The sequence below is a fragment of the Lysinibacillus sp. K60 genome, assembly GCF_019731275.1.
Taxonomy (GTDB): domain Bacteria; phylum Bacillota; class Bacilli; order Bacillales_A; family Planococcaceae; genus Lysinibacillus; species Lysinibacillus capsici.
Window position 1 is genome coordinate 352,662 of the sequence record NZ_JAASJR010000002.1, and the last position, 20,036, is coordinate 372,697.

The following is a 20,036-nucleotide window of genomic DNA, read 5'->3' on the forward strand; positions in this document are numbered from 1 at the left end:
TTAAGGAGACAAGCATATGACGTTATATTCTGTCCTAGTGGCGAACAGTTCTTTACAAACAGTTGATTGTACAGGAATTGCTGAAATAACAGTAAGAGAATTAAAAAAATTATATCCAATTACAGAGAGTACACCAACACAGCCGTGGCATCTGATGGATGATGATGCACGAGTTTTACATGCAGCAGATGAATCGGCTTTTGGAAATTTGAATATATTCCAATGGAATAATCCACCTTATGACTTAGGGCTTTATAATGAAAAATCCTTTGTATACGGCATCGAGGGAAATTGGGGTCCTCAATTTTTAGAAGATTTTTTAAGTTATTTGAAGGAACATATACAACCAGAGCAAGGAGCTGAATTAATTAGGTTTTGGGCAGGGGATTATGATAAAAAACTAAAAAGCCGTCGTATTACGATGGAAGACCTTGAATTGCATCACCTTGAAAGCTTAAAGAACGAGGAATACATACGTGTCGCTTTTGTATAGCTAACTCTGAATGATGGAACTCCACATAATAGATGCAGAGGAAAATCAAGCGTTATCAGAAGATGAGGTAGAAATTTATCAAAAGAAGTAGATAAATTATTTCAGGATGATTAATCTTAACTATCTACATGTTATCAAGACAAAATTGATTAGCCTCATTCACAGAGTGGAAGAGGTTAGAAAAGGGTATAGGTATAGTTACTCGTCTCAAATTAAAATCCAATAATATAGCGGTAGTTGGATGGAATAGATACCTAATCGAAAGCTGTCATTTTGTTTCAAAATGGCAGCTTTTTGACAACAGGAAGGTCTTTTTATTTGATGATAGATTTTGGAAGGAGTATTCTTCAAAATGTGGAATTAAAATAAAGTTCGATAAAAAAATGCATTTTACCATCATCGATACTCAGTTTTAGTGGTTTGGCACATCACTTTATTAATCATTACATGTTTGGAAACAGAATGAACAATAAAAGGAGAGAAAAACATGAGTATAGAAATTTTTAATGGAGAACGATCTGTAGAGAGTGTGCAATTTGAAAAATTATTGTTTTCACAAAGTAATAAAAAGAGCTTTTCTAGTATTGAAAATGCTCAACAATTTATTAAGCAAAGAGGAACAGAAAATATTCACCCCTATGTGATTGGGGAGGATGTCAATCTTTTAAGCGATGTGAAGGAGCAAACATTTGAGGATATGCAGGTTTTTATTTTAAATGACCAAAAGTCTTCATCACAAATGGTGATTCTTTATATACATGGTGGAGCTTGGACAAATCAACCTTTAAATTTACACTGGTTGTTCATGGATAAAATGGCACAAGCCTTAAATGCAAAAGTTATTGCGCCTATCTATCCAAAAGTACCTCATTTTAACTATCAAGATACGTACCCAAAAATGCTCAGCTTCTATAAAGAGATTCTAGCATCTATTGAAAGCTCCAATCAATTAACCATTATAGGAGATTCAGCAGGTGGAAATATAGCACTCGGTCTAATACAACAGTTGAAGCGGGACAATCTTCCTCAGCCGCAAGATATTATTTTATTGTCGGCATGTGTTGATATGAGTTTAGAAAATCCACTTATTCAGGAATATGAAGAAAACGATCCCATGTTAGCTAGTGAAGGAATGGAAGTCATAACAAAGATATGGGCAGCTAATAAAGCTCTGAAGGACCCATTGATTAGTCCTATTTACGGTGATTTTCAAGGGATTAGCAAGATTACTCATTTTATTGGGACTCACGAAAGCTTATATCCAGATGCAATACAATTTGATGAAAAGCTAACAGACCAAGGTGTTGCGATCACTACCTTTGTTTATCCTAAGATGAATCATGTGTTTGTTGTGATGCCGATCCCTGAGGCAGTGGATGCTCAACAGAAAATTATAAATATCCTAAGTAAATAATTCACAGAAAAACGTGTTTTGACCCATTCAAAATACGTTTTTTCTATGTACATTTTTAGCAAGGTTTATTTATCTGTAGATGTTTGCAGAAATCGCAGAAGGATTTTTCAAAATCAGTTGGTGTCTCAAAACAATCAATCATTGCAATTGATTTGGGAAAATATTAGAGCTTACCTCCAATATTTTAAAAGCTCCCGAATATGATGGGTGTTTTTACTGCCTTGCTAGTAAGTAAAAAAACATTCTAAGTAAGCTAAACTTGTACGTTTAACCCCTTGGATAGGCCTATCTAGAGGGGAGTTTTTTTATTGTTCAAAAAAATCTTTTAAATTGACCACTTATTCCTTGATAACGACCAGTTGTCGATAATCCATTTACAACATGTATGGAAAAATTTATAGTGAGGCGTAGAAAGGACAGTGATCATATGAAGGTGGAAGTATCGATTGACCCTACATATAAAGAACCCAAAGTAATCATTCTCACAGATAAAATGACTGATGACATTGAGCATCTTATACAAATTATTACTACGACAGCGGAAAGCACTTTATTAGCTTTCTCCCATAAAGGTGTTGAATTGATCGATAGTAAGGAGATCGTGCGTATTTATACAGAGCAAAAAAAGGTTTGTGTCCAGAGTATTCACGGTGTTTATACGGTACGTTTGCGTCTTTATGAGCTGGAGGAAAAGCTCAATCCTCAAATGTTTCTCCGTATTTCAAATGCTGAAATAGTTAATCGCTACATGATCAAGCATATGGACATTAGTAGAACAGGTACAATCGGAGTTGAATTAAAGAATGGCACGAAAACATACGCTTCTAGGCGTTATGTAAGCAAAATAAAGAAGCAATTAGGAATCTGAGGTGATAAATATGCGAAAAGACATTTTAACACGTATTATTGGTGGATTTTTGATCGGTATAGTAATGGGACAAATTGTGCAATTCTTTGTCTCGAGGGGCATAGGGCAAGGAAACTATGTTTGGGTGGTGCCAGAATTTCGTACTTACTTTACAGATGAAATAAGTGCAATTATTACTCAAATTCTATTAACGGGTGTCATAGGCATTACCTTTGCTCTTGCAGCACTTATTTTTGAAATGGCTAGCTGGGGAATGTTGAAGCAATATTTCGTCCACTTTTTCATAACGGCAATGATTTGGATACCGATTGTAACGCTACTATGGATGCCAAAAACAATAGCGAATGTTTTTTCTCTCGTAGCCAGCTTTCTCGGAACTTATATTGTGACATGGGTTTTACAATATCGATTTTCACAGCGTGACATAGAAAAAATTAATGCGATTCTGACTAATCGAGGTGAAGAGCATGATGATTAACATAATAGATTTAACAAAGCTTTATAAAGAGCGTGTAGTCGTTAATCAATTAAATTTACAAATCCATCAAGGTGAACTTTTTGCTCTTTTAGGACAAAATGGCGCTGGCAAAACAACCATAATCAAAATGTTGTGTGGGCTCCTTTCACCTACAGAGGGGGATGCCACAATAGATGGAAAAAGCATTGTGCAAAATACACAGGCTGTAAAACAAGTGATTAATATTTCGCCCCAGGAAACGACGGTTGCACCTAATTTAACGGTATATGAAAATTTATTATTATTCAGTCAGATTTATGGCTTTGAAAAAGAAAAAGCACAACAACAAGTATATGACAAAATGGCCTTATTCGGACTGACACCACATCAGCATGACAAGGCTAAGACACTATCAGGCGGCTACCAGCGTCGTTTAAGTGTAGCAATGGCCCTAATGTCAAACCCAAAGGTATTGTTCCTCGATGAACCGACTTTAGGGATGGACATACGGGCAAGGAATGATGTATGGAACACATTGAAGCGCTTAAAAGGACATGTCACGATTATTTTGACCTCCCATTATTTAGAAGAGATAGAGGCTTTGGCTGATCGTGTAGGAATTATGCATCATGGACAAATATGTGCACTAGGAACGATACAACAATTGATCACTGAAACAGGCAAGCATTCTTTAGAAGAAGTATTCTTGGAAAAAACAGAGGAGGTGTTATTGTGAGGATAGCTGCGTTTGCAACAAGGAATCATAAAGAGATTGTCCGCGATCCAATCACTTTATTATTTGGTATAGGCTTACCAATCCTTTTATTAGGCTTGTTTTCTGTTATGCAAAAAAATATGCCACTTGCTTTATATGAAATGAATAATCTAGCACCAGGCGTCATTGTATTTAGTTTTTCTTTTCTCACACTGTTTTCAGGAATGTTACTAGGAAAAGATAAAAGCTCATCCTTTTTAATGAGGATTTTTGTTTCTCCTTTGTCTGCTGCTGATTACATTTTAGGGTATATGATACCTTTACTACCAATAGCCCTGCTACAAATTTTTGTTTGTTTAGCTACCGCCATGTTATTAGGGTTGCCATTTAATAAGTCGATCCTCTTTTTAATCCTTGTACTTCTAATGATCTCACCACTCTATATTAGTTTTGGTTTATTATTTGGGACATTATTTACAGATAAGCAGGTAGGAGGGATATTTGCCATCTTTGTTAATGTGACAACTTGGTTAAGTGGAACATGGTTCGAATTAGATATGATTGGTGGAACATTTCAAAAGATTGCGCAGCATTTACCTTTCATGCACGCAGTCGATGCAGCTAGGGCTATCCTACATGCAGAGTATGCTCATGTGTTTTATTCACTTATTGTCATCATTGGTTATACGGTAATTATGACAATTCTCGCCATCTTTATGTTTAAACGGAAAATGCAAGGCCGTTCAAAATGAAAAAAGGCAGCTCCGACGTTGGGCTGCCTTTTTGATTAATCATGATTTAATGTCGCAGCGATTTCAGGTTGCTGCTCTACTTGGCGTAGCATATTAAAGGAAGCAATCGCTACTTCTACTTGATCGTCCTTTGGTTCACGAGTTGTAAGTAATTGGAGCCATAAGCCAGGGTAGCCAAGGAAGCGTAGCACTGGAATATTACGGCAGGCATTTGTCGCTTGTAAGACTTCAAATGAGATCCCCAGAACAACAGGAATTAATAGGATACGATCTAAAATACGAAGCCACAGTGGATCTGTAGGCACAAAGAAATATAAAAACATACCGACGAACACTGTAAATAATATGAAGCTACTACCGCAACGATAGTGTAGGCGTGATTGAGCTTGAACATTTTTTACGGTAATGTCTAATCCAGCTTCATAGCAATTTATCACCTTGTGCTCTGCACCATGGTACTGAAATACTCGTTTAATGAGGGGCGTTAACGAGATAAAATATAAATAGGCTAGCAGTAATAATAGTTTAATACCGCTTTCTAGTAAAATTTGTCCCGTTTTTCCTTCAATCCATTTTGAGAAAAAATCAGCTATAAAAACAGGAATTAATGTAAAGGCAAATTTTCCAAATAAAAAGGAAAGAATACCTACTACAGCAACGCCTAGTATCATTTGAAGTTTAGAGCCTTCTTCTTTATGATCTTCCTCTTCACCAGGTGCCACATCATAACGATCCCCAGCAAATTGCATGTGACGAGAGCCTAAGCCAGCGGATTCAATCAGTGCGACCACGCCTCGTACAAATGGGATTTTTTTAAGCTTTTGTAAAAAAGGTTTTTGTACTTTTTTGAAATGATAATAATCAATGGAATCATCGTTACGACGAATGGCTGTAACAGTATGTTCCTTTCCTCCGAACATCACACCCTCTAATTGTGCTTGTCCCCCGTATACAGGTGAATTGCTCAAGGCTAACACCACTCTCTTTATATATTTCAACTGTACCATTGTACTAAATTTAGTGAAAAACCTCTACCGTTACGCATAGTAAATTTTCTATATGGCTACACTAAACGTACATTTTAGGAAATAATTAGTGTGCATAAAGGAGAGGTATATGATGAAAGTAGCGACAATTACAGCACTTGTCAATGCGCTTGTTTTAGCGCTGTGCTTAAAGGGTTTACATTATTTCCATCTCATTAAATGGCATCCGATAGGGTTTTATAAAAAATGGAATTGGTTTGAAGAAAGCTCTAAATTATTTCAATGGACCTTTTTTATTTTTCTACTATTTATTATCGGCTTATTTTTATACATGACTATGCGCTATGTATATATCATTCCAGCTGTCTTTTCTTCCCTTTTATTAGGTCTGTTGGTGACCATCACATTGGAATGGATTGCTTTAGATTTACCATTACAGCTTACGTCTTTTAAAAAACTGTCAATTCCCTTTATGGTGACCGTTATTTGTTTTTTACGTTTCTTGCTTGAAACCGCCAATTTCCATCAAAAGGAACATACAGCACAAAAACAAAGTTGAAGGTACAAAATATCCCCTTCGTTTAAGGGGGTATTTATGGCACCACTAGTTGAAATTAGTTGCTGAATGCATGGTGTATGATAAAATAAATGGCAAGTACATAGAAAGAGGCGAATAGAAGCGTGAAGTTATTATGTTTGAATGGACCTAACTTAAATCGACTTGGTAAACGAGAGCCACATATTTATGGACATGAAACATTGGATGATGTTCGAGAAAATGTTCAAAATCTTGCGGCATCTTTAGGTGCTACAGTTGAATTTCGTCAATCCAATCATGAAGGGATACTAGTAGATTGGGTGCATGAAGCAGAGGATGAAAAATATGATGGTATTATCTTTAATCCTGGTGCATATACCCATACAAGCATCGCATTGCATGATGCGATAGCAGGTATTTCCGTGCCAGTTATCGAAGTACATATTTCCAATATCCACAAACGTGAGGCTTTCCGACATCATTCCTATCTTGCTCCGGCCTGCCTTGGTCAAATTTGTGGACTAGGTACGAAAGGCTATGAACTGGCACTACGTACATTTATCGAGAGGGAGAATTGATTATGTTGAAATTACAAAAGCTACGTAAAGCACTTCAAGAACAAAGCATCGATGGTATTTTAATTACGAATGGGTACAACCGTCGCTATATGACAGGTTTTACAGGGACAGCAGGCGTAGCAATTGTGTCTCAAAATGATGCTGTATTTATTACAGATTTCCGTTATACAGAGCAGGCTGCTGCACAAATTCAGGACTTCCGTATTGTCAAGCATGATGCCACAATTATTGAAGAAATTGCTACTCAAGTAAATAATATGGGTATCAAATTATTGGGCTTTGAGAAAGATACTGTAAGCTATGGCACCTATGAACTGTATAAATCGAAGATTCAAGCAGATTTAGTGCCGATTTCTGGGCTAATTGAAAAAATTCGCTTGATTAAGACGGAACAAGAGATTAATATTATTAAGGCTGCGTGTGAAATTGCAGATCACGCATTTACACATATTTTAGGCTTCATCAAGCCTGGTAAAACCGAGCTTGAAGTTTCGAATGAATTAGAATTTTTCATGCGTAAACAAGGAGCAACTCAGTCTTCGTTTGACACGATTGTTGCGTCTGGTCTTCGTTCAGCATTACCACACGGCGTTGCAACGAATAAAGTGATTGAAAAAGGCGACTTTGTTACATTAGACTTTGGTGCGCTTTATAATGGCTATATTTCGGATATCACACGTACTGTGGCTGTGGGAGAACCATCTGAAAAATTGGTAGATATGTACAATACAGTCCTTGCTTCTCAACTGTTAGCACTTGAAAAAGTGGCTCCTGGATTAACAGGCATTCAAGCGGACGCGATTGCACGTGACTACTTAAAAGAAAAAGGATATGGCGAAGCATTTGGTCATTCTTTAGGACACGGTATTGGTCTTGAAGTACATGAAGGCCCTGGCTTATCGATGCGTTCTGATACAGTGCTAGAGCCAGGTATGGCCGTGACGATTGAACCAGGTGTTTACTTACCTGGAATCGGTGGTGTCCGTATCGAGGATGATATTTTAATCACAGAAACGGGTAATGAACTACTAACACATTCGTCAAAAGAACTCATTATTTTATAAACTTTGGAGGAACACAAATGATCTCAGTAAACGATTTCCGTACAGGTCTAACAATTATTGTTGATGGCCAATTATACCGCGTGTTAGATTTCCAACACGTAAAACCAGGTAAAGGTGCTGCATTCGTACGTTCTAAATTACGTAACCTACGTAACGGCTCAGTGAATGAAAAAACATTCCGCGCTGGTGAAAAAGTTGAAAAGGCACAAATCGATAATCGTAAAATGCAATATTTATATGCACAAGGTGACGAGCATGTATTTATGGACTTGGAATCATATGAGCAAACTGAACTAGCTTCATCTGCTATTGAGTATGAATTAAAATTCCTAAAAGAAAACATGGAAGTGCATATTCAATCTTACCAAGGTGAAATGTTAGGTGTTGAATTACCAAACACTGTTCAATTAGAAGTAACAGAAACAGAACCAGGAATCAAAGGTGATACAGCTTCAGGCGGTACAAAACCTGCTACTCTTGAAACAGGTCTAATCGTACAAGTACCATTCTTCGTTAACCAAGGTGACGTTTTAATCATTAACACGGATGAAGGTTCTTACGTTTCACGTGCATAATGATCAGCCTACTCTTTTCATTAAAGAGTAGGTTTTTATTTTTTTCTTATACATATACTGTCAAATCGTTCATTTAATGTGATAATAGATAGAAGCACTAGTTAATTTTTATTGAGGTACTATCAAATTTCTATCATCAGATAGATGGTTATTACTGGTAGAATCGTTTACAATCAGAGTAAGGAGTGAAAGGTATGTTACAAACAACATTTGATATGCGATATCCAATTATACAAGCACCAATGGCAGGTGTGACATCGCCTAAATTTGTGGCGGCTTGTGCTGAGGCAGGGCTATTAGGTTCAATTGGTGCAGGTTACTTAGATGGCGAACAAACCAAGCAGTTTATTCAAGAAGTGAAGAAGTTAACGACAAAGCCCTTTGCGGTCAATTTATTTGTGCAAGAAGAACCCAAAATTGATGTCGAGGTTTTACAACAAGCCAGAATGGCACTGCAACCTTTTTACGATGAATTAGGATTATCCCCTGTACAGAGCGTAACATCAAAGGAAGTTTTTGCAGGACAGGTTCAAGCTGTGATTGAAGAAAAGGTAGCAATTTGTTCATTTACATTTGGGCTGCCATCTCCAGCAGTTCTTAAACAATTAAAAGATCATGGCGTCTATACGATTGGTACTGCAACTACATTAGAGGAAGCCATACTAGTGGAGCAAGCAGGAATGGATGCGGTTGTATTACAAGGGGGAGAGGCTGGTGGTCATCGAGGCTCTTTTACTGACCCTTTGCAATTAATTCCATTACATGACTTACTACAACAAGTAGTGGGAAAAGTTGCGATTCCGATTATAGCTGCGGGAGGCCTTGTGACCAAAGAGGATATTCAAAAGGCACTTGAAAGTGGGGCACAGGCAGTTCAAATTGGGACGGCTTTACTAGTGGCAGATGAATGCGAAATTTCGCCACTCTATAAAAATGCTGTATTGGCATCAAAGGAACAACAAACGACGATTACGCTTGCATTTACTGGTAAACCAGCAAGAGGTTTAGCAAATGATTTTACGAAACGTATGGAGGATGCGACAGTAGCACCCTATCCGCTACAAAATTATCTAACGACTACCATTCGTAAGAAAAGTGCTGAGCAAGGTAATGCGGAATACTTATCCATGTGGATGGGTGAAAATAGTCATCTCATACAGCAAAAGGATACGGTCAAAAACATTGTAAGCAAACTAATATAATTTTTAATCGTAGAAGATCTCTATACATCTGTATAGAGGTCTTTTTTTTTGAAGAGCGACATATATTGCTGTACACGAGGGGGCGTAGGAATGGAATTACAAGACGTATTAAGAGTTGCTGGAGTGGGACTAGTCGTTGCGCTTCTTCATGTTTTCTTTGATCAAACAGGGAAGAAGGAGTTTTCATTTTTCCTCTTTTTCATTGCTTACTTATATATGACAGCAGAATTACTTCGATTTTTACGTCTATTCTTTAATGAGATTTTAACCTTCTTCCAATGGCTTACCTCATCCGGGTAATGTGAATGGAAATTGTCATCGTTGCTGTTGTCATGCTGCTTTTATTATTGCTGATAAAAGAAGTTATACAGCCACTCCATGCGCTAATCAGTGTGATGTTTTCTTTTTTGCTTTTTGGCATGTTGTTCTCGACACTTTTATTGCCGTTCACCAAACAATTGTTAGAAACACTTGCGTTTTTACCTTATGCGAAGGCTATTTTAATCAGTGCAAGTATGTTCTATGTCGGGCAGTGGGTGGCATTGCTTTTGGCAGAACATAATTATAAAGTGCTCGGGAACATCGTTTTTGCTGCTGTAAAAATTGTGATTTTGCTGTATTGGTTCAAAGAATTTCTGGCTGTTCTACAGGAGGTGTCGGCCATTTTAAAAAGGCTAAACTAAGGAGCGAAGCCATTGCAGGAGCAAATATTATCGTTTTTAATCGACCCATTCTTTCTCTTGCTCAAGATGACGCTCATGCTTTGCAGCTACGTCATCATCATTTTGATTGTGAACATGCTATTACCAGAGTTTGAAAAAGGGACAAGGATACTTTTTTTTCTTATCGTTTTAGCAACAATCGGTCCTGTTGTTGTCAACTCCTTTACATTAATCGATGAAATTGCACAAGGACTAGCCCATCTATTTACAGCATTTTATCCAATTCTTACATCGAGCTTTTTATTATCCAGTAGTATTACAGCGATTGCTTCCTGGCAGCCTTTTTTACTGTTTTTTGTACAAGTCCTCACCATTATCAGTAGTAAGTGGCTTATTCCTGGCGTGCTTTTGGCCATTGTCTTTGATGTATGCAGTGTGATTGTTAAGGAAATATCCTTTACTCGAATAGCTGAATTGATTCGATTTACGATTATGAGCATCGTGTCGGCCTCAGTTATTTGCTATGTCTTACTGATGACCGCAAGCGGTGTAGCAGCATTTAGTGTCAATGCGGCTGTAGCGGAGCCCGTCAAAAAATTAATTGAAGAAAATATTCCAGTTGTAGGTTCTTTTATTGTGGATAGTTTTTCGATGTTTCAGCATATGACTCAATTTACATCTTCTCTTACAAGTATTAGCGCCTTTATTGCGGTCATTACGGTGTCTTTTATCCCAACCGTGCAGCTTGTAGTTAGTGCCTATTCTTTGAAAATGCTTGCTGCTATTTTAGAACCGATTGCCTTTGATGATATTTGTAGACTACTAGATCAAGTTAGCAAATCGCTATTTACTTTATGTGCTGTATCATTTTTAATTGCTTTTTCATTTATGTTTTCTTGTTTTTTCCTCATTGTGTTCGTACAAGTCATGGCAGGGGGGAGATAGATTGATTCTTTTATTGGCATTGCTGTTTGTCTGTCAGATTTTTGTGTTTCTAACGGATGATAAGGAAATAATTTCACTGACAAAGTTGGTCATCACGTTAGTATTTTTGCAATTGCTATTAAAGATTCCATTTATCAATTCATAGGAAGAAACAAGCGTACATACACTTGAAAAAGAGAAGATGAAAGGAGGCAATGTACAAGTGATGTGGAAAAGACACGAAAAAAAACAACGTCATTAATGGTATTAATTTTGATAGCTGCCTCCGTGGGAATTTTCATCATTTTACCTATGTATCAAACGAATTCAACAAGCGACAAAGGTTCACCACTCACAAATGAAGAAAAACTTGAGCAAACCCTGAAGGCAATGGAAGGTGTTGGGGAGGTTAAAGTCTACTTTTATTATGGAGAGATGACAGATGATCAGGATGCCAATAAACTATTCAGCCAATATTTTCGAGGGACTGAACAAGGCACGAAAAACGTGACAGGAATGCTCGTTGTTTCAGAGGGTGCTTCCGATATCTTTGTAAAAAATGAAATTCGTGCTGTCGTCAGTCAAGTGATGCAATTACCGATTCATCGAATTATTATCGTTCCAATGGAAAATAAGGAGGAAAAGTAAATGCGCGTACGTAGAAGAACAGTTTGGTTTATGACATTATTAAGTTTAGTAGCAGTCATTTCAGTGTATTATTTGGTAGATCCAGCAAAGCAATTCAATGGTCTTACTATTTTTACAGATGATACACTGCAACAAACAGCTGTCACAGGTGTTACAGATCAGGAAGCAACAAATGATATAACACAAGAAGTATCTTCACCAAGTCACTTATTTGAAGAAATGCGTATGCAGGTTAGTGATGAGAGAAGCCAACTTCGTGAACAGTTAACACAAAAGATTGCCTCAGAAGAATATTCTGCCGAAGAAAAAAATGAGGCATACAATGAAATGGATGGCCTGATTAAACGTGAATCAGCGGAAGCTATGCTTGAGATGCTTGTAAAATCATTAGGCTACTCTGATGCGTTTGTACGTGCTGAGGGAGAAAAAGTGTCGGTGACAGTGATGGCAGAGGAATTGTCAAAAGCACAAGCAAACGAAATTATTTATCTCGTAAAAACAGAGATGGAAGGCGCAAATGATGTGCAAGTCAAGTTCAGTGCAAATAATTATTAAAAAATAAAGAAAAAAATAAATTTTTAGTTAATTTATAAAAGGTTGTTATATATCAGCTTCATGAAAAGGCTTTCGCTTAGTAAAGGAAAGCCTTTTATTTTGTTCATATTTACTTAATTTTCATTTAACTATTTCAAATTGATACGAAAAAATATAGAATAGTTATTGTAGTAGATTTTAATTCATAAGGAGAGTTAGAAATGTTCAAAATTCAAGAAATTCGTGAAATTATCAAATTAGTGGATTCTTCTTCAATTGACGAGTTTGTGTATGAAGTAGATGGCGCAAAAGTAAAACTTAAAAAGAATAATGTTGTTGTTACAGAAACTGTAGCACCTAAAAAAGAAGTAGTAGCCCCTGTTGTACAACAATCTGCACCAGCAGAAGCTCCAGCAGTAACACCTGCACCAGCGAAAGAAGAAGCGCCAGCACCAGCTGCACCATCAGTTAACGACCCATCGTTACATAAAATTGTATCTCCAATGGTCGGTACTTTCTATCAAGCACCAAACCCAGATTCTCCTGCATACGTAAAAGTGGGTGACAAAGTAGGGGACGAAACAATTGTATGTATCGTAGAAGCAATGAAATTATTCAACGAAATCGAAGCAGAAGTTCAAGGGGAAATCGTTGAAATTCTAGTTAAAGATGGCGACTTAGTAGAGTACGGCCAACCATTATTCCTTGTAAAAGCTGAGTAAGGAGTGCAAAACAAATGAAAAAAGTTTTAATTGCAAACCGCGGCGAAATCGCTGTGCGTATCATTCGTGCTTGTAAAGAGTTAGGCATTCAATCGGTTGCTGTGTACTCTGAAGCAGATGCTGACGCATTACATGTGAAGTTAGCAGACGAAGCTTATTGCATCGGACCGAAGCTATCAAAAGATTCTTATCTTAGCTTCCCAGCGCTACTTAGTGTAGCTGAAAAGACAGGTGCTGATGGCATCCACCCAGGATATGGCTTCGTATCAGAAAACGCTGATTTTGCTGAAGCTTGTGAAAACGCTGGCATTAAATTTATCGGTCCATCCTCTGATTCTATTAAAATTATGGGCATCAAGGACGTTGCACGTACAACAATGGAGGCAGCAGGTGTTCCACTTGTTCCAGGTACTGGTATTGTACCAGATATCGAAACGGGTAAAGAATGGGCTGCTAAAATTGGTTACCCTGTCATCATCAAAGCAACTGCTGGTGGTGGCGGTAAAGGGATCCGTGTAGCACGTACAGAAGAAGATCTTGTAAAAGGTATTGAAATTACGCAAAAAGAGGCTGCTGCAGCATTCGGTAACCCTGGCGTATATTTAGAGAAATTTATCGAGTACTTCCGTCACTGTGAAATCCAAGTTTTAGCAGATGGCTACGGTAACGTGGTACATTTAGGCGAACGTGACTGTACGGTTCAACGTCGTATGCAGAAGTTAGTAGAGGAAGCTCCATCTCCAGCCTTATCTTCTGAGCGTCGTGCTGAAATGGGTGCGGCAGCAGTAAAAGCGGCACAGGCATGTAACTATGAAGGTGCCGGCACGATCGAGTTTATCTATGACTATCAAGAGGACAAGTTCTACTTCATGGAAATGAACACTCGTATTCAGGTTGAGCACCCAGTAACAGAAATGATTTCTGGTGTAGATCTTGTACAACAACAATTAAAAATTGCATCTGGTGAGAAGCTTCCATTCACACAAGATGATATAAAATTAAATGGTTGGGCGATTGAATGCCGTATTAACGCAGAAAATGCCTATAAAAACTTCATGCCTTCAGCAGGAACTGTTGATACGTATATAACACCAGGTGGCTATGGTGTACGTATTGATTCTGCTGTCTATGCGGGCTATACAATCCCACCATATTACGATTCAATGGTAGCAAAACTAATTGTTCATGCGGATACACGTGAAGAAGCGATTGCAAAAATGAACCGCGCTTTAAGTGAATTCGAAGTATCTGGTCCTGGAATTAATACAACCATTCCATTCCACCAAGCACTAATGAACAATGACGTCTTCAAATCAGCGCAATTCAATACGAAGTTCCTAGAAGAGAACGATGTATTGGGCGTAGCAGAAAAAGTGAAGTAAGCGTTCGCAAGTTTAAACCTCCTAGCTTTTATTAGTTAGGAGGTTTTTTATGTCTAAGCATAAATAGATAGAGGACTTACTTGCAGGTAGAAAGATCAATCATAGAAGAAAATTGATCGTTATAGAAGCTAAAACCGTTACCAATTGAAGTAATCAATAGTAAAAGAATAGTGGTGAAAAGTACTAATTTATAGATAGAAGATCGTTATCGGGTGTTAACATACCATTCTTTGTTGAATAATCTCCTATGTTTCTGTAAAGCACAGCTGTCTTTATCGCATGGCCTTCTTTCGCAAATACAAGAAGGAAAATATCTTCCCGTACATCTAAACCACTGGTACTACCTCTAAACTGTATGTCCATTGTTTCTTCAATCGTATCTTTCGTTGTATAAGGTCCAAAAATTTGCGCTTTTTCCCAATCAAAATCCGTTAATTTATTTAGTGAAACTACTGTTGTACCACTATTTGCTTCTTCCATAATATTTTTCGCAAGCATTGTATCTTCACTAGCTCTATCCCCCAAAAATAAAAAAAGCATTGTAAACATGAGGACAACTCCACCGATACTAAACAACCATTTTTGTAACATACTCTACCTCTACTTTATCTCAAATCAATTCTATATTATAGAAAGAATACTATATAATAGAAGATAGTGATAGTAATCCCCCTGAAAAGGAGTTAAACAATGGATGCCTATATATAATAAGCTAGTGAGGGATAAAGTTTTAGAAGTAATGGAAGCGAAGGGTTTATCCTATCATGCACGCATTTTAGAACCTAGTGAGCTGATAAAGGCAATAAAAGCTAAAATGATAGAAGAAGCTACAGAATTTTACGAAGCCGAGGATAAAAAAGAAAGTGTTGAAGAGCTCGCAGATATACTGGAGCTCCTTCATATGGCTATCGGTGTGATAGGAGTAAGCATTGAGGAGCTAGAAGCGATCCGTGAACACAAGAGAAAAGCTCGTGGAGGATTTGAAAAGGGAATTTATTTAATCGATGTAGCGGATCAGTAAAGTCGGTTTTAAATTAAAACGGCTTTCGACAGCCAAACCTTCCTTTTTATAGTATAATAAATGTAAGTACAGCACTTGTTTGAGATGTGTAAGGGAAAGGATGATATTTGTATGGCAGAGAAAGTAGGACAATCTTTCGTACAACCAACACCTTCTGGTAAAGAAGAGCTTGGAAAAATTGAGGTAGCGGCAGAGGTGATCGAAGTTGTGGCTGGGATTGCTGTTAATGAAGTAGAAGGCATTGCTGCAACTCGTGGAAATATTGCGACGGGTGTCGTAGAACGTTTCGGTAAAAAAGTACACAATAAAGGCATTAAATCAGGTGTAACGGAAACTGGTGAAATTGCGATTGATGTATTTTGCTCTGTGAAATATGGATATGCCATTCCTAAGGTAGCAAAAGAAGTTCAAACGCAAATCCGTCAGGCTATTTTTAATATGACGGCACTAGAAACAGCAGAAGTAAATGTGCATATTACAGGTATTCACTTTGAAAAAGAAGAAACAGTAGTGCATGAATAAAAAAGAAAAGGATTGCCCGATGATGATTCGTTCATCAAAGGGCAGTCCTTTTTATATGGATTTCTCTAGGGTGTGGATGTGTATCGCTATTATTATAATTCTATATGCTTTGGCTTTCTCCAGAATAACGCAAGTATGACGCCAAGCACCAGTACGATTGTAGCAAAGTAGTATGGATAGTTCAGATTGATATCGAACAATACACCACCTAGGATCGGGCCAAAAATATTACCAAGACTTGTAAACATAGAGTTCATTCCACCAACAAATCCTTGTTCATTTCCGGCAATTTTTGATAAATACGAAGTAACAGCAGGTCGAATTAAATCGAAGCCTACGAAAATAAAGAATGTAACGAATAAGATGGCAAAATAATGACTCACGATCGTCATGGCGAATGTTAATACTGCTGAAAGGATTAGTGAGTAACGAATAACATTAATCTCACCCATTTTCTTTGTCAGCCAATCAAATAGTATTAATTGAGCTAGTGCACCTACAATACCACTTCCTGTAATAATTATGGCAATATCCGATGGTGTAAACGCAAATTTGTGATCAACGAACAAGCTAAACAATGATTCGAATGCAGCGAGGCCAAATGATAACACGAAAATAAGAATGAATGGTATGAAGTAGAGTGGACTAAACACACGCTTGACACTACCTAACATGGATGGTGCTGCTTCTTCATTGTCTGTAGCACGTGCTGGCTCTTTTAAAAACAGGAATGACAGGATAGCTGCGAACAGACCAAGTACCCCAGCTGCATAAAATGGGACACGTGTACCAATTTCAGCCAAAAATCCACCAATCCCAGGACCGATAATAAAACCTGTGCTAATGGCTGCACTCATATAGCCAAGTGCCTTAGGGCGCTGTGCCAATGTCGTAATATCAGCTATATAGGCGGTTACGGCTGGCATAATGAAAGCTGCACTCACGCCACCTAACATACGAGAGGCAAAAAGAATTTCAACAGAACGACCAAATCCAAATAAAAACTCAGAAAGCCCAAAAATAAAAAGACCTGCAACAATCATAACTTTGCGGCCAATAGTATCAACAAGCTTACCTGCAATTGGTGATGCAATTAGTTGTGTAATGGCAAAGGCCGCCACCATATAACCAACAACAGAACCAGAAATATGCAGTTCATTCATGATGGTTGGTAAAACAGGGATGACTAAACCGATCCCTAAAAAGGCAATGAAAAGATTAGATAATAAAATAGCTAAGGTTATATTTTGCTTCTTGCTCATAAACTTCTCCTTCTAATTGTTCGCGATACATGTTTTCAATCTACTAGAATAGAATATTTCCATGTAATACGATAAACCCTATAGTAACTATAGGGTCAAAAGATTTGTTTTTATTTTTTAAAATTTTTATCAGTTTGGGAGTTCTAGTAGAGAGTTATACGAATGCGCCACTAATTTTTCGGAGCATTTTTGTGTCTCTTGTTTTTGCCTAATCTTTAATTCTACTATAAATTTCTTTTCTTGTTCCATCGTGAGCGTTGCGGGCATGTATAGCTCATACACTTGCGACTCAAATAGTTCCTGCTGAGCCAATACATGATTTCTCAATTTTTCATAAAATGAAAAATAAGTATCAGGGTCGTAAATAAAGGCAATGCATACATATTTACCGCCAGGAATAATGGTTTGTTGTATGTTTGGTGAAAGCTGCGAAAATGTGCGCTCCGTTAATAGGGGAGTGAAAATAGCATCATAAATGATGTCATTGACATCTTTATAAGGCTCTAGTGGATAAATACAACCATAACGACTGTTTAAGACACTGCCTTCCTTTTCGATGATTTTAATTAAAGTGGCATAGTATGTACTGGTGCTCGATGTGGGTGTTAATTCAGTAGTGGTTACTTGAAGAACGGGCATTGCTTCCTCTATCTGCACATAAATCTCACCGAAGACTGGGATATCAATTTGCTCTTGTAATTGCTTTTTTGTTTTCAGTAAAGTATTTTTTGCTTCGTTTAAACGTGAAATTTTTTCATTGATGCGTAGCTCCTGCTGAGCTAAAAAATCAAGCAATTCCTCAGAGGTTAATCTAAGTGCTTTTTTTATATCATCGAGCGTCACGCCGATATATTTAAGGGACTTTATAATGTCTAAATAGAATAGCTGATTGCCTTTATAATATCGATAATTGGTGAAGGTATCGATATAAGCAGGCTTAAATAAATCAATTTGATCATAATAACGTAATGTCTGAACCGATAAGTTTGAAAGTTTGGCAACCTCACCTATCGTATAATAATGTTCCTTCATAAATGGCCTCCACTAATAAAAGCTAAAAAAGTTTCGAATAGCATCAAAACGAATTTTATGCTTGCAATCCACCTAGTAAAATAGGAGAGATTTACGTTCCTTCATTTGTTGATATTGTTCTTCTCTGTCAACCATTTTAAATGTTTTTTGCAGCTAGGACATATAGCTTCATGTTGCATTGTGACACCTCTTAAGTTTTTTCTTTATTATACCATTACGAACAGGAAACATTCATTTTTGAATACTACTATTCGTTGAGAAGTGGGCTTAAACAAAAAGTTCCTTGAAAAAGGTTCAGATTATTGAAAACTTGCTTGAAATCGTGTTTCTCATGTGATTTTATGCTATTATAAACCTTAATGCCACTTAAGAAGGAGAGCTTTACATGAAACGACATGAAGCACGCGAAAAAGCGTTGCAAGTTTTGTTTCAGCTAGACAATACGGATCTAACAGTTGAAGAAGCAATGGGCCATATTAAAGGTCAACCTACCAATGCTTTCTACGAAAAGATCGTGAATGGAACAGCTGAACATTTGGAGGAAATCGATGCTACATTAGAACAGCATCTTGAAAAGTGGTCACTTGCCCGTCTACCCAAAATTGAAAGAACGGTTTTACGTTTAGCTGTATATGAATTGTTATACATGCCAGAAACACCAAAAAGAGTAGTACTAAACGAAGCAATCGAGTTATGTAAAACATTTGGCGATGATAGTTCATCTAAATTCGTCAATGGTGTACTTTCTAAATTTACAGAACAAGAATAATGTGTTGAATTGGAAGGAGTAACGAAGGTTTATGTCAAGTGCAATTATTAATGGTAAAGAGATTGGTCAAGAAATTCGTAATGCTGTAGCAGAGCGTGTCATTCGTTTGAAAGAACGAGGATTGACACCTGGTTTAGCGGTTGTGTTAGTTGGAGACAACCAGGCATCAGCTACATATGTGAGAAATAAACAAAAATCTTGTGAAGCGATTGGTATGTTTTCAGAACTCATTAAATTACCAGAAGAGACAACGCAAGAGGAATTACTAGCACAAATTGAGCTTTTAAATCAACGTGAGGATATTCATGGTATCTTAGTTCAATTACCACTCCCAAAACATATTAATGAGGATACAGTCATTGCAACGATTGCTGTCGAGAAGGATGTCGATGGATTCTCACCTGTAAGCGTTGGAAAAATGATGCTTGGCCAAGAAACATTTTTACCTTGTACACCGTTTGGCGTGATGAAGCTTCTTGAGTATTCAGGAATTGAAATCGCAGGAAAGCATGCTGTAATCGTAGGTCGTAGTCATATCGTTGGTAAACCAATGGGACAACTACTTCTACAAAAGGATGCAACGGTAACCTATACACACTCTAAAACGCCAGATTTACCTTCATTTACAAAACAAGCAGATATTTTAATTGCTGCAGTTGGACGTGCAAACTTTATTACGAAAGAGCACGTGAAAGAAGGGGCTGTTGTTATTGATGTAGGCATTAATCGCGATGACAACAATAAATTATGCGGTGACGTAAACTTTGCAGAAGTAGATGGAATTGCGTCTCATATTACGCCTGTACCAGGTGGTGTAGGACCAATGACCATCACGATGTTACTATTCAACACAGTGCAAGCAGCTGAAAATACGCTTGCAAAATAAAAAACCTTTTGAAGAAAGTCATCTCAACAT

The 20,036-nt window shown here is 37.4% G+C and carries 27 protein-coding genes; 23 read left to right on the top strand and 4 right to left on the bottom strand.

The window, feature by feature from the left end:
- Positions 1-16: 16 nt before the first annotated feature.
- From HCH28_RS05500 to HCH28_RS05525, 6 genes are all read left to right on the top strand, one after another.
- Positions 17-493: a hypothetical protein gene (locus HCH28_RS05500; RefSeq protein ID WP_221680150.1), complete on the top strand. Its 477-nt coding sequence runs from the start codon at positions 17-19 to the stop codon at positions 491-493.
- 487 nt (positions 494-980) lie between these two features.
- Positions 981-1,907 (top strand): alpha/beta hydrolase fold domain-containing protein, encoded by a 927-nt coding sequence (locus HCH28_RS05505; RefSeq protein WP_221680151.1) that lies wholly within the window; start codon positions 981-983, stop codon positions 1,905-1,907.
- Positions 1,908-2,307: 400 nt separating this feature from the next.
- Positions 2,308-2,775, top strand: coding sequence for a LytTR family DNA-binding domain-containing protein (locus HCH28_RS05510; protein WP_370635312.1), 468 nt, complete (start codon positions 2,308-2,310; stop codon positions 2,773-2,775).
- 10 nt (positions 2,776-2,785) lie between these two features.
- A complete protein-coding gene (locus HCH28_RS05515) occupies positions 2,786-3,253 on the top strand; it encodes a DUF3021 domain-containing protein (protein WP_221680152.1) in 468 nt (155 codons plus the stop codon).
- Positions 3,243-3,968 (top strand): ABC transporter ATP-binding protein, encoded by a 726-nt coding sequence (locus tag HCH28_RS05520; protein WP_221680153.1) that lies wholly within the window; start codon positions 3,243-3,245, stop codon positions 3,966-3,968. Before HCH28_RS05515 ends, HCH28_RS05520 begins: the two co-directional genes overlap by 11 nt.
- Positions 3,965-4,699, top strand: coding sequence for an ABC transporter permease (locus HCH28_RS05525; RefSeq protein ID WP_221680154.1), 735 nt, complete (start codon positions 3,965-3,967; stop codon positions 4,697-4,699). The genes HCH28_RS05520 and HCH28_RS05525 overlap by 4 nt, the downstream gene beginning before the upstream one ends.
- A gap of 35 nt (positions 4,700-4,734) precedes the next feature.
- On the opposite strand, the gene HCH28_RS05530 is transcribed toward HCH28_RS05525, so the two are convergent.
- A complete protein-coding gene (locus HCH28_RS05530; protein ID WP_050779473.1) occupies positions 4,735-5,706 on the bottom strand; it encodes a DUF1385 domain-containing protein in 972 nt (323 codons plus the stop codon).
- Positions 5,707-5,818: 112 nt separating this feature from the next.
- On the opposite strand from HCH28_RS05530, the gene HCH28_RS05535 reads away from it, so the two are divergent.
- The 13 genes from HCH28_RS05535 to accC all read left to right on the top strand — a co-directional run bounded on the left by HCH28_RS05535 (position 5,819) and on the right by accC (position 14,514).
- Entirely contained in the window at positions 5,819-6,244 is a 426-nt protein-coding gene (locus HCH28_RS05535; protein WP_221680155.1) for a hypothetical protein, read from the top strand.
- Between the two features lie 122 nt (positions 6,245-6,366).
- Positions 6,367-6,801 carry a type II 3-dehydroquinate dehydratase gene (aroQ, locus tag HCH28_RS05540; protein WP_221680156.1) on the top strand — a complete coding sequence of 145 codons (435 nt, stop codon included), beginning with the start codon at positions 6,367-6,369 and terminating at the stop codon, positions 6,799-6,801.
- Positions 6,802-6,803: 2 nt separating this feature from the next.
- Entirely contained in the window at positions 6,804-7,865 is a 1,062-nt protein-coding gene (locus HCH28_RS05545; protein WP_221680157.1) for a M24 family metallopeptidase, read from the top strand.
- A 17-nt stretch (positions 7,866-7,882) separates the two neighbouring features.
- Positions 7,883-8,440, top strand: a complete 558-nt coding sequence (gene efp, locus HCH28_RS05550; protein WP_004231115.1) for an elongation factor P — start codon at positions 7,883-7,885, stop codon at positions 8,438-8,440.
- Positions 8,441-8,634: 194 nt separating this feature from the next.
- Positions 8,635-9,642: an NAD(P)H-dependent flavin oxidoreductase gene (locus tag HCH28_RS05555; RefSeq protein WP_221680158.1), complete on the top strand. Its 1,008-nt coding sequence runs from the start codon at positions 8,635-8,637 to the stop codon at positions 9,640-9,642.
- A gap of 90 nt (positions 9,643-9,732) precedes the next feature.
- Positions 9,733-9,942, top strand: coding sequence for a hypothetical protein (locus HCH28_RS05560; protein WP_012295089.1), 210 nt, complete (start codon positions 9,733-9,735; stop codon positions 9,940-9,942).
- Between the two features lie 5 nt (positions 9,943-9,947).
- Entirely contained in the window at positions 9,948-10,325 is a 378-nt protein-coding gene (locus tag HCH28_RS05565) for a hypothetical protein (protein WP_221680159.1), read from the top strand.
- Positions 10,326-10,337: 12 nt separating this feature from the next.
- A complete protein-coding gene (locus tag HCH28_RS05570) occupies positions 10,338-11,249 on the top strand; it encodes a stage III sporulation protein AE (RefSeq protein WP_004231121.1) in 912 nt (303 codons plus the stop codon).
- Position 11,250: 1 nt separating this feature from the next.
- Positions 11,251-11,394, top strand: a complete 144-nt coding sequence (locus HCH28_RS05575; RefSeq protein WP_004231124.1) for a hypothetical protein — start codon at positions 11,251-11,253, stop codon at positions 11,392-11,394.
- A 62-nt stretch (positions 11,395-11,456) separates the two neighbouring features.
- The gene (locus HCH28_RS05580; protein ID WP_221680160.1) at positions 11,457-11,876 is read left to right on the top strand and encodes a hypothetical protein; all 420 of its coding nucleotides are present in this window, start codon (positions 11,457-11,459) and stop codon (positions 11,874-11,876) included.
- On the top strand, positions 11,877-12,431 hold the full coding sequence (locus HCH28_RS05585; protein ID WP_004231131.1) for a SpoIIIAH-like family protein: 555 nt from the start codon (positions 11,877-11,879) through the stop codon (positions 12,429-12,431).
- Between the two features lie 200 nt (positions 12,432-12,631).
- A complete protein-coding gene (accB, locus tag HCH28_RS05590) occupies positions 12,632-13,132 on the top strand; it encodes an acetyl-CoA carboxylase biotin carboxyl carrier protein (protein WP_221680161.1) in 501 nt (166 codons plus the stop codon).
- A 14-nt stretch (positions 13,133-13,146) separates the two neighbouring features.
- Positions 13,147-14,514, top strand: a complete 1,368-nt coding sequence (gene accC / locus HCH28_RS05595; protein ID WP_004231135.1) for an acetyl-CoA carboxylase biotin carboxylase subunit — start codon at positions 13,147-13,149, stop codon at positions 14,512-14,514.
- Positions 14,515-14,697: 183 nt separating this feature from the next.
- Here the strand turns inward: accC and HCH28_RS05600 are convergent, their stop codons facing one another.
- A complete protein-coding gene (locus HCH28_RS05600) occupies positions 14,698-15,105 on the bottom strand; it encodes a hypothetical protein (protein WP_221680162.1) in 408 nt (135 codons plus the stop codon).
- Between the two features lie 103 nt (positions 15,106-15,208).
- Here HCH28_RS05600 and HCH28_RS05605 point away from each other — a divergent pair, with 103 nt between their 5' ends.
- Both HCH28_RS05605 and HCH28_RS05610 read left to right on the top strand, forming a co-directional pair.
- Positions 15,209-15,535 carry a nucleoside triphosphate pyrophosphohydrolase gene (locus HCH28_RS05605; protein ID WP_221680163.1) on the top strand — a complete coding sequence of 109 codons (327 nt, stop codon included), beginning with the start codon at positions 15,209-15,211 and terminating at the stop codon, positions 15,533-15,535.
- A 111-nt stretch (positions 15,536-15,646) separates the two neighbouring features.
- A complete protein-coding gene (locus HCH28_RS05610; protein ID WP_004231142.1) occupies positions 15,647-16,057 on the top strand; it encodes an Asp23/Gls24 family envelope stress response protein in 411 nt (136 codons plus the stop codon).
- A 92-nt stretch (positions 16,058-16,149) separates the two neighbouring features.
- Here the strand turns inward: HCH28_RS05610 and HCH28_RS05615 are convergent, their stop codons facing one another.
- Positions 16,150-17,319 (bottom strand): MFS transporter, encoded by a 1,170-nt coding sequence (locus HCH28_RS05615; RefSeq protein ID WP_221680164.1) that lies wholly within the window; start codon positions 17,317-17,319, stop codon positions 16,150-16,152.
- A 129-nt stretch (positions 17,320-17,448) separates the two neighbouring features.
- Positions 17,449-18,351, bottom strand: coding sequence for a MerR family transcriptional regulator (locus HCH28_RS05620; protein ID WP_004231145.1), 903 nt, complete (start codon positions 18,349-18,351; stop codon positions 17,449-17,451).
- A 385-nt stretch (positions 18,352-18,736) separates the two neighbouring features.
- Between HCH28_RS05620 and nusB the strand changes: the two genes are divergently transcribed.
- Together nusB and folD are read left to right on the top strand one after the other, a co-directional pair.
- Positions 18,737-19,120: a transcription antitermination factor NusB gene (gene nusB, locus HCH28_RS05625; protein ID WP_004231146.1), complete on the top strand. Its 384-nt coding sequence runs from the start codon at positions 18,737-18,739 to the stop codon at positions 19,118-19,120.
- Between the two features lie 31 nt (positions 19,121-19,151).
- Complete coding sequence (folD, locus tag HCH28_RS05630) at positions 19,152-20,006, top strand: bifunctional methylenetetrahydrofolate dehydrogenase/methenyltetrahydrofolate cyclohydrolase FolD (protein ID WP_221680165.1); 855 nt, start codon at positions 19,152-19,154, stop codon at positions 20,004-20,006.
- Positions 20,007-20,036: the final 30 nt, after the last annotated feature.